The 14,303-nt window shown below is 44.1% G+C and carries 15 protein-coding genes; 14 read left to right on the top strand and 1 reads right to left on the bottom strand.

The features are described 5' to 3' along the window. The first annotated feature begins 3 nt into the window (after positions 1 to 3). From VIG27_RS17285 to VIG27_RS17245, 9 genes are all read left to right on the top strand, one after another. Complete coding sequence (locus VIG27_RS17285) at positions 4 to 447, top strand: MarR family winged helix-turn-helix transcriptional regulator (protein WP_394523951.1); 444 nt, start codon at positions 4 to 6, stop codon at positions 445 to 447. 92 nt (positions 448 to 539) lie between these two features. Next, the gene (gene larE, locus VIG27_RS17280; RefSeq protein WP_394523950.1) at positions 540 to 1,349 is read left to right on the top strand and encodes an ATP-dependent sacrificial sulfur transferase LarE; all 810 of its coding nucleotides are present in this window, start codon (positions 540 to 542) and stop codon (positions 1,347 to 1,349) included. A gap of 168 nt (positions 1,350 to 1,517) precedes the next feature. Continuing rightward, entirely contained in the window at positions 1,518 to 2,492 is a 975-nt protein-coding gene (locus tag VIG27_RS17275; RefSeq protein ID WP_394523948.1) for a leucine-rich repeat protein, read from the top strand. Between the two features lie 30 nt (positions 2,493 to 2,522). Continuing rightward, positions 2,523 to 3,842, top strand: coding sequence for a VWA-like domain-containing protein (locus tag VIG27_RS17270; RefSeq protein ID WP_394523947.1), 1,320 nt, complete (start codon positions 2,523 to 2,525; stop codon positions 3,840 to 3,842). A 14-nt stretch (positions 3,843 to 3,856) separates the two neighbouring features. Next, entirely contained in the window at positions 3,857 to 5,371 is a 1,515-nt protein-coding gene (locus tag VIG27_RS17265) for an ATP-binding protein (protein ID WP_394523946.1), read from the top strand. A 53-nt stretch (positions 5,372 to 5,424) separates the two neighbouring features. Beyond that, complete coding sequence (locus VIG27_RS17260) at positions 5,425 to 5,637, top strand: DUF378 domain-containing protein (RefSeq protein WP_394523943.1); 213 nt, start codon at positions 5,425 to 5,427, stop codon at positions 5,635 to 5,637. Between the two features lie 403 nt (positions 5,638 to 6,040). Then, the gene (locus VIG27_RS17255) at positions 6,041 to 7,249 is read left to right on the top strand and encodes a flagellin (protein ID WP_394523941.1); all 1,209 of its coding nucleotides are present in this window, start codon (positions 6,041 to 6,043) and stop codon (positions 7,247 to 7,249) included. Positions 7,250 to 7,322: 73 nt separating this feature from the next. Next, positions 7,323 to 8,576 carry a flagellin lysine-N-methylase gene (gene fliB, locus VIG27_RS17250; protein ID WP_394523940.1) on the top strand — a complete coding sequence of 418 codons (1,254 nt, stop codon included), beginning with the start codon at positions 7,323 to 7,325 and terminating at the stop codon, positions 8,574 to 8,576. 325 nt (positions 8,577 to 8,901) lie between these two features. Further along, on the top strand, positions 8,902 to 9,282 hold the full coding sequence (locus tag VIG27_RS17245; RefSeq protein WP_394523937.1) for a zinc ribbon domain-containing protein: 381 nt from the start codon (positions 8,902 to 8,904) through the stop codon (positions 9,280 to 9,282). An 80-nt stretch (positions 9,283 to 9,362) separates the two neighbouring features. Here the strand turns inward: VIG27_RS17245 and VIG27_RS17240 are convergent, their stop codons facing one another. Further along, positions 9,363 to 9,932 carry a nitroreductase family protein gene (locus VIG27_RS17240; RefSeq protein WP_394523935.1) on the bottom strand — a complete coding sequence of 190 codons (570 nt, stop codon included), beginning with the start codon at positions 9,930 to 9,932 and terminating at the stop codon, positions 9,363 to 9,365. Positions 9,933 to 10,489: 557 nt separating this feature from the next. Here VIG27_RS17240 and VIG27_RS17235 point away from each other — a divergent pair. The 5 genes from VIG27_RS17235 to VIG27_RS17215 all read left to right on the top strand — a co-directional run bounded on the left by VIG27_RS17235 (position 10,490) and on the right by VIG27_RS17215 (position 14,279). Continuing rightward, a complete protein-coding gene (locus tag VIG27_RS17235) occupies positions 10,490 to 10,786 on the top strand; it encodes a hypothetical protein (RefSeq protein WP_394523933.1) in 297 nt (98 codons plus the stop codon). Positions 10,787 to 10,932: 146 nt separating this feature from the next. Continuing rightward, a complete protein-coding gene (locus tag VIG27_RS17230; RefSeq protein ID WP_394523932.1) occupies positions 10,933 to 11,679 on the top strand; it encodes an MBL fold metallo-hydrolase in 747 nt (248 codons plus the stop codon). A gap of 13 nt (positions 11,680 to 11,692) precedes the next feature. After that, positions 11,693 to 12,532 carry a threonine/serine exporter family protein gene (locus VIG27_RS17225; RefSeq protein WP_394523931.1) on the top strand — a complete coding sequence of 280 codons (840 nt, stop codon included), beginning with the start codon at positions 11,693 to 11,695 and terminating at the stop codon, positions 12,530 to 12,532. After that, positions 12,529 to 13,002, top strand: coding sequence for a threonine/serine exporter family protein (locus tag VIG27_RS17220; RefSeq protein WP_394523929.1), 474 nt, complete (start codon positions 12,529 to 12,531; stop codon positions 13,000 to 13,002). The genes VIG27_RS17225 and VIG27_RS17220 overlap by 4 nt, the downstream gene beginning before the upstream one ends. Next, positions 13,002 to 14,279: a dihydroorotase gene (locus tag VIG27_RS17215; protein WP_415926618.1), complete on the top strand. Its 1,278-nt coding sequence runs from the start codon at positions 13,002 to 13,004 to the stop codon at positions 14,277 to 14,279. Before VIG27_RS17220 ends, VIG27_RS17215 begins: the two co-directional genes overlap by 1 nt. The last annotated feature ends 24 nt before the right edge of the window (positions 14,280 to 14,303 follow it).

Genomic DNA, 14,303 nt, shown 5'->3' with positions numbered 1-14,303 from the left:
ACTATGAAAAAGCAAAATATAAGAGAACTGATGGTACGTGGAGAAAAAGCCAGAAAACAGATATTTTCTCCGCTGCTGTCCGGTTTTGGATTGACGCCGGGGCAGGGACAGGCCAGAATTTTGCATTGTCTTCTGCAAAAGGATCATATCACCCAAAAGGAGCTGGCCGACAGCTGCCATATGGAAGTGGCCACCATGTCAAGAAATTTAGACAGACTGGAGGGGCTTGGACTTCTCACCCGGAAGAACAATCCGGACCGCAGGCGGTCTTTTCTGATTTGCCTGACGGAAAAAGGCCTTGCAGAAGCCAGGGAAATACACAAAGTGTTTGAGCAGTTTGAAGAGATCGCCTGTAAAGACATTTCAGAAGAAGAGGCAGAATTATTCTGCAGGATATTATTAAAGATGTGTGAGAATCTGGAAGGTTACAGCAGAAAAGAAATGTGATCCCCTCCTTTTCGTAAGATTGACACAGGACAGGATACACTGGTATAATTTCTATTAACATATATATCTGATCTGTTTGATAAGGAGCGCCTATGACATTACAGGAAAAAAAGGAAATACTAACATCTTATATAAAAGAAATGGGAAGCCTTGCCGTAGCTTTTTCCTCAGGAGTCGATTCCACCTTTCTTTTAAAAACGGCCCATGAGGTGCTGGGGGATAAGGTGATCGCAGTGACCGCCCGCTCCTGTTCCTTCCCGGAGAGGGAACTAAAGGAAGCCATCGCCTTCTGCAAAGAGGAAGGAATCCGGCATTTTATTGTGGACAGTGAGGAGCTGGACATCGAAGGTTTTGAAAGCAATCCGAAAAACCGGTGCTATCTATGCAAACATGAGCTGTTTGAAAAGATCGCAGTCATAGCAAAAGAGCAGGGGATCAAAGAGATCGCCGAAGGCTCCAATCTTGACGACAACGGAGATTACCGCCCCGGGCTGGTTGCCGTAGCGGAATTAAACATTAAAAGTCCTCTGCGGTATGCCGGACTTACCAAGGAGGAGATCAGAGCCTTATCAAAGGAACTGGAGCTAAAGACCTGGGATAAGCAGTCCTTTGCCTGTCTTTCCAGCCGTTTTGTGTACGGAGAGACCATTTCCAGGGAAAAGCTTTCCATGGTGGACAAAGCGGAGCAGCGTCTGCTCGATATGGGATTTCAGCAGGTGCGGGTGCGGATTCACGGAACCATTGCACGTATCGAAGTGCTTCCGAACCAGTTGGAGCGTCTGGTTTCGGTCAGAGAGGAAATTGCCGGGTATTTTCATGAACTGGGATTTACCTACGTTACCATGGACTTGGATGGCTACCGGACGGGAAGCATGAATGCGACGTTAAAAGACTCGGAATGATGAAACGAGACGTAAGTATTGACGGTTTGGTTCATCCGGTGAGGCAAATGGCATACCTATTTCGTCAGAGAGGTATGCCGTTTTTCTTTTGACAGGAAATATTCGTTGCAATTACCTTGCATTTCTGTTATATTTGGTTGTTAAATGATTGGTTGAGAGGATTTCAAAATGTTTTTATATCAAGTTATCAATGAACACATACGGATTCTCGGTTACCGGGGATACAGCGGGTTTGTCAGGGTTCCGGAAAAGATCCAGGCAATGCCTGTAACCGAGCTGTCCGCCTACGCTTTTTCCGGGGGCTGGGGAAGGGAAAAGATGATGTCCTCTCTGGAGCAGGAGGTGCTCTTTTGTGATGAAGAAGGAAATCCTGTTCAAGCGGAGGAAAAGCAATTACCTCCCCCTATAAGCTGTGAAGCACTCAAGGAAATTTATCTGCCGGAAACCATTCGGAAAATCGGAAATTACGCATTTTATAATTGCGTCGAGTTAAGCCGTGTGGAGTGTTACAGTTCCATCAATGATTTAGGTTCCGGTCTGTTTACGGGCTGCATCGGAATCCGTTATCTGGATTTCCATCTGACCGGTGAACCCCATTCCTGTTTAAAGGAAATATTATCGGAATTAAGACAGGAACTTTATGTAAACTACTACAGCGCGTCCGGCAATGCCAGACTGTTGTTTCCTGAGATGTTTGAGGAATCGGTGGAGCATACTCCCGCCAGGATCATTATCCGGGAAATGCACGGCTGCGGACACATGTACCGGTACTGCTTTGACCATACAGAGTTTCAGTTTCATAAATACGATGCTCTGTTTCCCCACCTGCTGGTCCAGGAGACAAAACGGGTCATCGGATCGCTGGTCATAAACCGGCTTTATACACCGGTGCATCTGCTGGAGCATGATAAAAATTTATATGAAGACTATTTAAAAGAACACATAGAAAATATTGCCAAACAGGCATTAAAAGAAGATCCCGCCATGTTTCTCTGGCTTGTCAGGGAATATGGTAAAGATCAGAAGCAATTTGATTCCATAGTGGAAATGGCCTCAAAGGAAGAGAAACCGGAGCTGTTAAGCAACTTAATGGATTTAAGGCGACGCAGATTTCCGGCGAAAAAAAGGACCTTTTCCCTATAAATAGATGAGTCAGGAAAGGTTAGGTGGATTATGGTCGATCCCGTAAAAGAAAGGCAGCTGCAGGAACTGGAAGAAGTAAAAGTGGGACACAGCATTTTAATGAATGCCCGCAACGAGTTATATCTGAATTTTAGGTACCTGGATGTGGCACTCAGCAGCTTTGTATTTGAAGCGGACAGAACCGGAAAAAGGCTTGCCACTGACGGCTATGTGATCTATTATCAGCCAGACCTTTTGTTTGCCATGTATAAGAGCAGCCGCATCCTCATAAACCGGGCTTATCTGCATATGCTGTTTCATTGCCTTTTCTGCCATTTGAGTGAGATGGGCAGCCGGGAAAAGGTCCTCTGGGATATTGCAAGCGACATTGCCATCGAGTCCATCTTAGACAGCTTCTATGTGAAATCGGTTTACCGCCATCAGTCCCCCTACCGAAGAGAGGTCTACGGGAAAATCGCGGCAAAGCGGAAGGTTTTTACCGCAGAAGGAATCTACAAGGATTTAAAGGAAATGGACTTGACACCCGAACAGATCAGCATAATGGCGGCAGAATTTTATGTGGACAGCCATGAACTGTGGGATCAGGAGGAATACCCCAGGGTCCGGATGGAACGGCAGAATCAGTGGCAGGAAATGCGGGAAAAGATGGAGACGGAGATGGAGTCCTTTGGAGAAGAGGATGCCAAGTCCGGCAAAAATCTTCTGGAACAGGTGAAGGCAGAAAACCGGGAACGGTATGATTACAAAAGCTTTTTAAAAAAGTTTGCTGTCCTTCGGGAAGAGGCTGAGATTGATCCGGATTCCTTTGACCCCATCTTTTATACGTACGGCATGACCCTTTATAAACGAATGCCCCTGATCGAGCCGTTAGAGACCAGAGAAGTATTTAAAATTGAAGATTTCGTCATCGTCATTGATACCTCCATGTCCGTATCCGGGGATTTGGTGAGGCGTTTTTTGGAAGAAACCTATGGAGTGTTGGGAGAATCGGAAAGCTATTTCCGAAAGGTCAATATCCATATCATCCAGTGCGACGAAGCAATCCAATCGGATGTGACCATAACCAGTAAAAAAGAAATGGAAGATTATATGGAACATTTTACCTTGTCCGGGTTTGGAGGAACCGATTTTCGGCCAGCCTTTGAATATGTAAACGGCATGATAAACAGGGGAGTCTTTAAAAAACTCCGCGGACTGCTGTATTTCACCGACGGGAAAGGTATCTATCCGGTCACCATGCCCCCTTATGATACGGCCTTTGTTTTTATGGAAGACCAGTATGAAGATATCTCAGTCCCAAGCTGGGCCATGAAAGTGATACTGACGGAAGAGGATTTAAATGTTTCATAACAGGAGAAACTGCCATGAATATAAAACGAGCAAAAGAAGAAATAAAAAACACCATTGAAGCCTATTTGTTAAAGGATGCCTACGGCTCTTATGAGATCCCGTCCTTGCGCCAGAGACCCATTTTTCTCATGGGACCTCCCGGAGTGGGAAAAACCCAGATCATGGAACAGGTAGCAAGGGAATGTAAAATAGGACTGGTGGCTTATACCATAACCCATCATACCCGCCAGAGTGCCGTGGGCCTTCCCTTTATTCTTGATAAGGAATTTGGAAATGAAACCTACCGGGTGACCGAATACACCATGAGTGAGATCGTTGCATCGGTCTATGAAAAGATGGAGACCACCGGTTTGAAGGAAGGGATTTTGTTTATTGATGAGATCAACTGTGTTTCCGAAACCCTGGCACCTACCATGCTTCAGTTCCTCCAGTATAAAACCTTTGGAAACCATAAGATTCCCGAAGGCTGGGTCATCGTAACCGCTGGAAATCCCCCGGAATACAACAAGTCCGTCCGGGATTTTGATGTGGTGACCTTGGACCGAATTAAGCTGATTCACGTAGAACCTGATTTTGAAGTATGGAAGGCCTATGCCTATGAAAATGATCTGCATCCGGCTGTGATCTCCTATCTGAACACCAAACCGGAGCACTTCTGCCGCATCGAAACCACGGTAGACGGCAAATTTTTTGCCACTCCCAGAGGCTGGGAGGATTTATCCCGGTTTATCCAGATTTACGAACGCCTGGATAAGAAGGCGGATCGGGACGTCGTTGGGGAATACATTCAATTTCCAAGGATTGCCAAGGATTTCACCAATTATCTGGAGCTATACTACAAATATCGTGAGGATTACCAGATCGAAGAAATCTTATCCGGCACCATCCGGGAAAGCCTGTGCAATAAATTAAGCCGGGCCCCGTTTGATGAAAAATTAAACGTAATCGGACTTCTGCTTTCCAGACTTTCACAGCATTTCCGCAGGGTAGCCGATCAGGGAGACCGGACGGCCCTTCTTATGGACGAGCTTAAAAAGATCAGCCCGGACCTAAATGACGTGGAATCGGACTCCATGATCAAACGCCTGTCTGATTTAAGAAGTTCCTGGAAGGAAACCTGGGATAAAAAACGGGAGGCCGGACTCATCAACCGGCGGGAGGATTATTTGTGCCGGGATGTGGAAGCCCTTCTTTTAAAATACGAAGAAACCCTCCGAAACGGAGATGACCTGAATGATCAGGCTTCCTGGGACAAGCTCCGGGAACTTTTTGCAGAAGAAACGGCCAAATACGAAACATTCTTAGCGGATGCCGGAAAAACCCTGGAATACGCCTTTGATTTTATGGAAGCCGCCTTTATGGACGGGCAGGAAATGGTAGTATTCGTGACCGAGCTGAATACCGGGTATTACAGCGTGAAATTTTTGAAAGAATACGAGTGCGAGAGGTATTATCAGTACAACGAAAGGCTTTTATTCAAAGACCGGGAAGATGAATTAAGAACCCGCATTGATAATTTGGGAAAATAATGTATAAAAACCATCGGGCAGCTCCATAATAAGAAAGAAAAGGAGGTAGTGCCATGGGAAATAAAGCATTGAATTACACAGCTCTGACCATTGCCATTATCGGCGCAGTAAACTGGGGACTCATTGGATTCTTCAATTTTGACCTGGTATCATTTATTTTCGGCAGCATGACATGGATTACCAGGATCGTGTATGGCCTGGTGGGAATTTCAGGTTTATATCTGCTTACATTTTATGGTAATTCAGAGGCTAGAGCAGAAAGATAGTAAGATGATTGTACAAAAAAGGGCATTGCATCATGACGTTGGTCTTTGGTCATGGGGCAGTGCCCTTTCACTGTGTAGTAATAAGGGGGGCGCAGCGGGCTGAAGAACTGTTTTTGTATTCCATTCCGCAGCCGCAAAAAAATATGATAGAAATTAAAAAAAAACTCTTATGAAAACTTCAGATATGACGATATAGCAATTAGAAAGTTCTTTCCGCTACTTTGCAGTATCCATTGTTCGGACAAACTTTTCTCCATATCGGTCCTTTGTTGTTTGAAAAAGGATCCTATGGCATCAAATTAAGGTTTCAGCCTGTTGCTCAGGGCCCGAATGACAGGTTTGAAATAGATAAAAAAATAGGGGGACAGGGAAGTCCCCGTCATAATTCAAGGAGGTAATACAAATGAGAATTCAGCACAATATCGCAGCATTAAATTCTTACAAAAACTTAACAAACAATAACGGTACCGTATCCAAGAACCTGGAGAAGTTATCTTCCGGTTACAGAATCAACCGTGCAGGTGATGATGCAGCAGGTCTTGCTATTTCTGAGAAGATGAGAGCACAGATCACAGGTCTTGAGACTGCAACAAAGAATGCTAACGATGGTATTTCTTTAGTTCAGACAGCAGAAGGCGCTTTAACAGAAGTTCACTCCATGCTAAACCGTATGGTTGAATTGGCTCAGCAGTCTGCAAATGGTACATACCAGGATTCCGTAGATAGAGAAAACCTTCAGAAAGAAATGAAGTCCCTGACTACAGAAATTGACCGTATTTCTACAGGTACTAATTTTAATGGTATTGCTTTGCTTAGCGGTAACTTAGATGGCAGTGCAAAAGCAACTAAAACTTTAGCAGATACAGATGCAACTGCTTTAAAAACAAATGAATTTTCATTTGATGTTGTTGGAGCGAAAGAAGGAACAAAAGTAATAATCGCAACAGCAGCTGCTGGTGCTGCTAAAGCAACAGCTACAATCGGCGGTGCTGACAAAAATGAAGTCACAATTACAATCAGCGGTAAAAAAGGTGATGAGATCACACAGTCTGATATTAATAAGGCATTGGAAGATGCACGTAAAGGAAGCAGTAAAGCTGATTTTGAAGCACTGGGTGATCTTAAAGTAAAGTTAAGTGAAAAGGTCGTTTTCGCTGATGATAGTGTTGCTAATGCTGGAGTTACTAGTGATGCAACGGTAAAGGGAGCAGGAAAAGCTCTTACTCTTCAGATCGGTGAGTCATCAGAATCTCATAATAAGCTTGATGTTAACATTTCAGCTATGAGTACAAAGGGATTAGGATTAACTGGTATAAGTGTTGCTACACAGGATTCAGCAGCAGATGCTGTTCAGGTAATTAAAAATGCAATCAACACCGTATCCGATACTCGTGGTGACCTTGGTGCTCTTCAGAACCGTTTAGAGCATACGATCAATAACTTAAGCGTAACAACTGAGAACATGACAGCAGCTGAGAGCCGTATCCGTGACGTTGATATGGCAAAAGAGATGATGTCTTATACAAAGAACAACATTCTTGTTCAGGCATCTCAGGCTATGCTTGCTCAGGCAAATCAGGTACCTCAGGGTGTTCTTCAGTTATTAAAGTAATTTATTTACCTTTTATGGATGGACTTAGGTCCATCCATTTTTTAAATTATAGATTTATAAAATGATGGAGACAATGATGGAAAAACTAGATGTTTTAAAGCCTTCCTGGTATGACCGCTTTCAGTGCAAAGGCGGGGATTGTTCCTATAATTGCTGTCAGTGTTGGGAGATTTCCATGTCAAGGGAAAAATATCGCAATTGGCGGAAGAAAAAGGTTGTGGGACGAGATGCGTGGGATAAGACCATAGAAATATACTCCCCAGATAAAAAGACGGAATCCAATTATGCGAAATTTATTTTGGACGAAGAAAATAAATGTCCTATGCTGACAGAAGAAGGGCTTTGTCAGGCTCAAAAGAAATATGGATACACCATACTCTCAAACACCTGTCAGTCCTTTCCCAGGCAATCTCATCGCTATCTTGATCAGGTGGAGTGTTCCATGTCCCTGGGCTGTGAAAAGGTTCTGGAGCTGCTTATGGAGGAAAAAGACGGGGTTCTTTTAAATAATGAAAAAAAGACGTTTCCCCCTAAGTTCGGATATGGAAGTTATGTCAATCAGAATAAGAAAAGACAACGTCCTGTTTTAAAATATTACTATGACATTCAAACTCTTTTTATTATATTACTTCAGCTTGAAGAAATCTCCTTGGAAGATCGCTTGCTGCTATTGGGCATGGCTATGCGCCGTATAGATGAATTAGAGGCAGAGGAAAGATGCAGTGATATTCCTGTATATATTGACCAGTTTTTAAAGGAATTGGAACAGGGAGAGGTACTTGGAATGCTTCAGGGCATTAAGGTGGATAACACCCTGTCTGTTTATTATAGTGTCTTGACCGGGTTAATATATCTAAATGGGGATGATCCTTATTACAGTCGGGTTATGGAATGCATTTGTAAAAGATTGAACCTGGATGCCAACGCTGTTTTAAATAATACCTCAGAGGATAACTATTCTTTTAAGATTGAAAAAGAGCTTTATCACAACTGCAAAGATCAGTTTAAAGAGTGGATTCAAGGAAAAGAATATTTCCTTGAGAATGTTATGGTTACTTATATGTTTTATGCCAATATTCCTTTTAGGGATATGGAAAAAAGCTTATGGGAAAATTACCTGTATTTTATATGGGTATATAGTATGGTAAAGGTTTCTCTTAGTACTTATTTGGAAGCGGGTAGCACGGAGGAAGACATGATTCATTGCTGCAGTGTGTTCTTTCGTAAATTGGGGCATAATCGCAGCCTCTTTAATAAAGTAATTCAAGATTTTAACAATCATGGAAATAGTCTGGCTCATCTGGCTGTACTTTTAAAGAGTTGTTAGATGGATAAAGGGATAGAAAAATTCACAGGTTGGCTGCCTGACTCGTATTATGGCTGTAATTGGATTGTATCAGAGTACAGGCGGTCGGTGTGAAAATTTGGCAAGATTCATTGATGCAGTTATAAAGAAAAATATCTATATAAAATCAGTTTTGTCTTAATTCTAAGTATGTAATGCCATACATAAAAATATAATCCCAAATAACAGTACCAATATATACATGTGTTTCTATGAACTTTTGTTGATGGATCTGTTTAAACTAAAAAATAGATTGAGTGAAAAGCGGTTATTATATTAATAAGCAGTTTATCAGGAGAGGTGACCTATGTTTTTCATATGCGGCATCAGCCAAGGCAGAAAACAATTTGATTATGCCAGGACCGTAATCTGCAGCCAGTGCGGAGGCTACGGCAGGTATCAGGTTTTCATGACCTACAGCTATTTCAGCGTTTTCTTTATCCCCATTTTCAAATGGGACCGTCGATATTACGTTCAAACGTCGTGCTGTAACACGCTCTATGAGCTGAACCCGGAAAAAGGGAAACGAGTAAGCAAGGGAGAAACCGTAGCAATTACAGAACAGGATCTAACCATCATAGAGCCTGGAAAAAGAACTTCAGAATGGAACAGAAAGAAGTGTACAAGCTGCGGTTATGAAACGGCAGAAGACTTTGAATACTGCCCGAAATGCGGACAAAGATTTTAGGTTTCTTATGAAAGCGAAAGAAAGTCAACGATCAGCCGGCTGTAAATTTCATAGACCGGCTGATCATTGTTTGATCCCACTTAAACGATTAAATCCTCAAGATTTCTCTTCGGAACGTAATGCACCTGATTTTCATCCCTGTAATACCGCACATCCCCATCTTCTTTCATCGGCACAAGAACCACGTTCTCTTTCGGCTTCCCAAGGGCCAGAACCAAATCAATGGAATACCTGGCAGTATCAATATTTAGAGCTTCCGCCAGACGGTTTCTTTGCACATTCCCCAGGATACAGCCTCCGTAGCCTTTTTCGGCAGCTCCCAGCATGATAGTCTGTGCCGCAATTCCATCATCATATAGTTTGTTTTTGCCGAGTGATAAATCACATAGTATAATTATGTAAGCGGAAGGCCGTTCTCCTTTTTCCGGACCATCCCAGTCTTTCAGGGCACCGGCCCAGCCAAGGGTATCAAATACTTTTTCTGTTTCCTCCGGCGAATTGCAGAGCCGGAATTTAAGTGCCTGGGAGTTGGCGGTTGAGGGAATATATCTGGCAAGCTCCACCAGTTCTTTTAATTCCTCGGTTGATATGGTTACGTCCTCATAAAAACGCCGGAACGTGCGGCTTTTAGTAACCAGGTCTTTCAGCATACAAAATTCCTCCTGTCAATTTGGATTTCCACCATAATTATATTGATAGTTTTAGTATATCAGGTCCTTGCTTTATCTGCAATGGACAACAATGATCTCTTTCGGGGCTCCATGGAAACAAGAAACACAGGAATACGGTGCTCATTTATGGTTCTGTACCGAACAAGAAAAGAGTGCGTATGATTGAAAAATGGTATGATATTGGGTTATAAATTTCCATAAAAAGGAAAACTATTTATATATTATTTACAAAAATTTATGATTATATATAGATAAAATATTGCACTTTTTAAGTAGACAAAATTAAAACTACGAAAAAAACACTTGCTTCAAGTGTATAAATTCATAAAAAGATTCTTCTGTATCCCAACTGCCTTTGTAATAATTTTTAAGAATTCCCCTGATTTTAATTAAGAAAAAAATCATGAAAAGGTCATTGACTTTGTAATCCTAAGGTGTTAAACTGGGACTCGACCTGAGGGTCATAGGACAACCTTAGGTCGCGGCAGCATACTAAAAAAAGACAACCTATGTAGGTCGCAAGGAGGAGAATTATTATGAAATTAACAACAAAGAAACTCGTACTTACAGGCGTAGCTGTATTAGCAATGGCAACCATCTCTGCATGCGGAAGCAAGACAGAAGAAACAACAGCAGCTACTGAAACAGAAGTAACAACAGAAGCTACAACAGAAGCAGTTACAACAGAAGAAACTACAACAACTGAAGAAGAGACTACATTAGAAGAATCTTCTGAAGAAGCTAACAGCGAAGATGCTTCCTCTGAAGCAGCTGATTCTGAGTCTGAGTCTGAAACATCTGCAGAAGCTGAGACTACAACAGCAGCTAACTAATCCGTACATAACCGGATCAATCAGGAATTTTTATTTCTGGGGCGGGGACAATTGTCCTCGTCTTTTTTTGTGCTCAAATGCTATGCAGATGGACGGTTATTGTGATATAATTTTTTCAATCAGCCAAATAAAGGAGGCCTGTTCTTATGAAGATCCATTATATCCACCACAGCTCATTTTTAGCGGAACTGGAAACAATGACTTTGCTGTTTGACTATACGGAAGGCACTCTGCCGGAAATCAGAAAGGATAAGCCCCTTTTGGTATTTGCAAGCCACCGGCACGGGGACCATTATTCAGAAAAGGTTTTGGATATTAGAAAGGAACATGAAAATACCAGATTTATTTTCTCGGATGATATCTGGAGAAGCCGTCTGCCCAAAGAACGATTGGAGGATATCACTTCCATGAAACCGGGGGAGGAGCTTGGACTCCGGTTTGCGGATGGGAGGATCACGGAACGATCTTTTGATGAAGGGGAAGCGGATATGAAGGTCCTTACCTTTTGCTCCACCGATGAAGGCGTTGCCTTTCTTGTAAAAGCCGAAGGGCGGGTGCTTTACCATGCCGGGGATTTGAACAACTGGTATTGGGAAGGAGAGCCGGGAGACTGGAATGAGACCATGGCAAAGCGTTATACGGAGGAAGTGGACAAGATGAAGGGGATGTGCATTGATGCAGCCTTTCTGCCTTTGGACCCAAGACAGGAGAACGCTTTTTATCTTGGCTTTGATGAATTTATGCGGAAGACCAAAGTCAGCCATGCATTTCCCATGCACTGCTGGGGTGATTTTTCCGTTATAAGGAAACTGATAGACATGGAAGTGTCAGGCCCGTACCGGGACCGGATCGTTCAGATCCGGGAGGACGGAGAGAGCTTTTTAATCGGGTAGGAGACTGGCGGCAATGGAACATGAAAAAGACCAGACAAAAGTTCTGGATCATAGGGAAGCGGGGGATAAAAAGGCGGCAATCGACCCCAAGGAGGTTCTTGATGCTGCCATGCAGGCAGGAGACATCCTGTTAGAGAATGGGGCGGAGATTTTCCGGGTGGAGGAGACCATGGAGCGGATCTGCCGCTACTATGGAATTGAATCCGGCAATTCCTTTGTCCTCAGCAACGGAATTTTTACAACTGCCGGCAATGAGCGGGAGGAGATTTTTGCAAAGGTCCAGCACATTCCGGTGAGTGGAACCCACTTAGACCGGGTGGCGGCTGTGAACCAATTATCCAGGGAAATTGAAGCTGGGTCCGTAGATTTAGAGGAAGTGAAACGCCGCCTGAAAGAGATAAGGGTCATGCCTGGGAAATCAAAGACCATGCAGATCGTTGCCTCGGGTGTGGGGAGCGCCTGCTTCTGCTATCTTTTCGGCGGAAATTTAAGGGACAGCGGAGCCGCTTTCCTGACAGGGATCTTACTGTATCTGTATGTGATATTTATAAGCGCTCCACGTCTTTCAAAAATCGTGGGAAACATCGGCGGCGGTGCCCTTGTCACCTTTGCCTGCACCACATTTTATCTTCTGAAAATAGGAGAACATCTCAATTATATGATCATCGGCTCCATCATGCCTTTGATTCCGGGTGTGCCGTTTACCAATGCCATCCGGGATATCGCAGACGGGGATTACATCTCCGGTTCGGTCCGGATGCTGGATGCCCTGTTGGTGTTTTTCAGCATTGCCATAGGGGTGGGAATGGTGTTTGGTGTAATCCATCAGCTGATAGGAGGTACGCTTTTATGAGCCTTTTGCTTGAGACCGGGGCGGCTGTCATCGGAACCGTTTCCTTTTCCCTGCTGTTTGGTGTACCTACCGTTTATTATCCTTACTGCGGCTTTATCGGCGGCTCCGGATGGATCGTTTATGCGGTGCTGTTGAATTGGTTGACGGCTCCGGCCTCCGCGCTGATTGCCACGATCGTGGTCATTTTATTGTCCAGAATGTTTGCGGTGGGAAAACGGTGCCCGGTCACCATATTTTTAATATCCGGTATTTTTCCTCTGGTGCCGGGGGCAGGTTTATACTGGACTGCCTATTATATTGTGACCGATCAGCTGGCATTGGCGGCAAGAACGGGATTTATGGCGTTAAAGGTTGCGGTTGCCATTGTGCTGGGCATTGTATTTGTGTTTGAACTGCCTCAGGGATTTTTTAAATTTGTAAAAAAGCCGTTACAAACGGATGAGAGAAAAGAAAGGGAGAATATAAAATGATATGGATTAGAAATGCACACGTCATAGACCCGGCGGATCAATCGGAGAAAACGGTGGATATCTGCCTTGCTGACGGGAAAATTGCGGCCATCGGCAAAGGGCTGGAATTCAGGGTTTCCAAAGAGGATGTGGTAATTGACGCGTCCGGCTATGTGGTGGCTCCGGGACTGATTGATGTTCATGTTCATTTCCGTGATCCCGGACTTACTTATAAAGAAGATATCCAGACGGGGGCCAGAGCGGCAGCCAAGGGCGGATTTACCACAGTGGTTTGTATGGCCAACACCAGACCTCCTGTAGATAACACAGAGACATTAAAATATGTGCTTAGGGAAGGCAAAAAGACTGGGATCAACGTACTTTCTGTTGCTGCGGTTTCCAAGGGAATGAAAGGGCTGGAGCTGACGGATATGGAGGAATTAAAAGCCAACGGTGCGGCTGGATTTACGGATGACGGAATCCCTCTTCTCGACACAAAGCTTGTAAAGGAAGCCATGGAACGGGCAGCCGGACTTGATGTGCCTTTAAGCTTTCACGAAGAAGATCCGTCTTTTATAGTAAATAACGGGATCAACCACGGAAGGGTATCCGAACAGCTTGGAATCTATGGTTCCCCGGCTGTTGCGGAGGACAGTCTGGTGGCCAGGGATTTAATGATTGCCCTTCATACCAAAGCTGCAGTGGATATCCAGCATATCAGTTCCGCCGCTTCTGTAAAGATGGTAAAGTTCGCCAAGGAATTAGGGGCAGATGTGTATGCGGAGGTAACGCCTCATCATTTCACATTGACAGAAGAAGCCGTATTAAAGCATGGGACTCTGGCGAAGATGAATCCGCCCCTGCGGACGGAAGCGGACAGACAGGCCATTATCCGGGGGTTAAAGGACGGAAGCATTGATATTATTGCGACAGACCATGCACCTCACAGTGCGGAGGAAAAGGCCAGGGACTTTACTCAGGCTCCCAGCGGCATCCTTGGCCTGGAGACGGCTTTAGCCCTGGGTGTGACCAATCTGGTGCGTGCCGGTCATTTAACCATGATGGAGCTGATGGAAAAAATGAGCCGCAATCCTGCAAAGCTTTACCGGCTGCCATTTGACGGGATAAAGGAAGGAAGTGCTGCGGACCTTGTGATCTTCGATCCCAATGAGGAATGGGTCGTAGGGGAATATGCCTCTAAGTCCTCCAACTCCCCATTTACCGGAGAGTCCCTGTTTGGAAAGGTAAAGTATACCATCTGCAATGGAAAGATCGTATTTCAGGATGAAAAGGACTGATTCTTAGCCCCGAAATATATACGT

The organism is Lacrimispora sinapis, assembly GCF_043633585.1.
GTDB classification, from domain to species: Bacteria; Bacillota; Clostridia; order Lachnospirales; family Lachnospiraceae; genus Lacrimispora; species Lacrimispora sinapis.
This window is presented reverse-complemented; position numbering and strand designations above follow the sequence as displayed.

Excerpts from the sequence above, each read along its gene's own strand:
- larE (WP_394523950.1), top strand. The coding sequence starts at position 540 with ATGACATTACAGGAAAAAAAGGAAATACTAACATCTTATATAAAAGAA.
- VIG27_RS17245 (WP_394523937.1), top strand. The coding sequence starts at position 8,902 with ATGTTTTTCATATGCGGCATCAGCCAAGGCAGAAAACAATTTGATTAT.
- VIG27_RS17225 (WP_394523931.1), top strand. The coding sequence starts at position 11,693 with ATGGAACATGAAAAAGACCAGACAAAAGTTCTGGATCATAGGGAAGCG.
- VIG27_RS17265 (WP_394523946.1), top strand. The coding sequence starts at position 3,857 with ATGAATATAAAACGAGCAAAAGAAGAAATAAAAAACACCATTGAAGCC.
- VIG27_RS17220 (WP_394523929.1), top strand. The coding sequence starts at position 12,529 with ATGAGCCTTTTGCTTGAGACCGGGGCGGCTGTCATCGGAACCGTTTCC.
- VIG27_RS17270 (WP_394523947.1), top strand. The coding sequence starts at position 2,523 with ATGGTCGATCCCGTAAAAGAAAGGCAGCTGCAGGAACTGGAAGAAGTA.
- fliB (WP_394523940.1), top strand. The coding sequence starts at position 7,323 with ATGATGGAAAAACTAGATGTTTTAAAGCCTTCCTGGTATGACCGCTTT.
- VIG27_RS17275 (WP_394523948.1), top strand. The coding sequence starts at position 1,518 with ATGTTTTTATATCAAGTTATCAATGAACACATACGGATTCTCGGTTAC.
- VIG27_RS17285 (WP_394523951.1), top strand. The coding sequence starts at position 4 with ATGAAAAAGCAAAATATAAGAGAACTGATGGTACGTGGAGAAAAAGCC.
- VIG27_RS17260 (WP_394523943.1), top strand. The coding sequence starts at position 5,425 with ATGGGAAATAAAGCATTGAATTACACAGCTCTGACCATTGCCATTATC.
- VIG27_RS17240 (WP_394523935.1), bottom strand. The coding sequence starts at position 9,932 with ATGCTGAAAGACCTGGTTACTAAAAGCCGCACGTTCCGGCGTTTTTAT.
- VIG27_RS17230 (WP_394523932.1), top strand. The coding sequence starts at position 10,933 with ATGAAGATCCATTATATCCACCACAGCTCATTTTTAGCGGAACTGGAA.
- VIG27_RS17255 (WP_394523941.1), top strand. The coding sequence starts at position 6,041 with ATGAGAATTCAGCACAATATCGCAGCATTAAATTCTTACAAAAACTTA.
- VIG27_RS17235 (WP_394523933.1), top strand. The coding sequence starts at position 10,490 with ATGAAATTAACAACAAAGAAACTCGTACTTACAGGCGTAGCTGTATTA.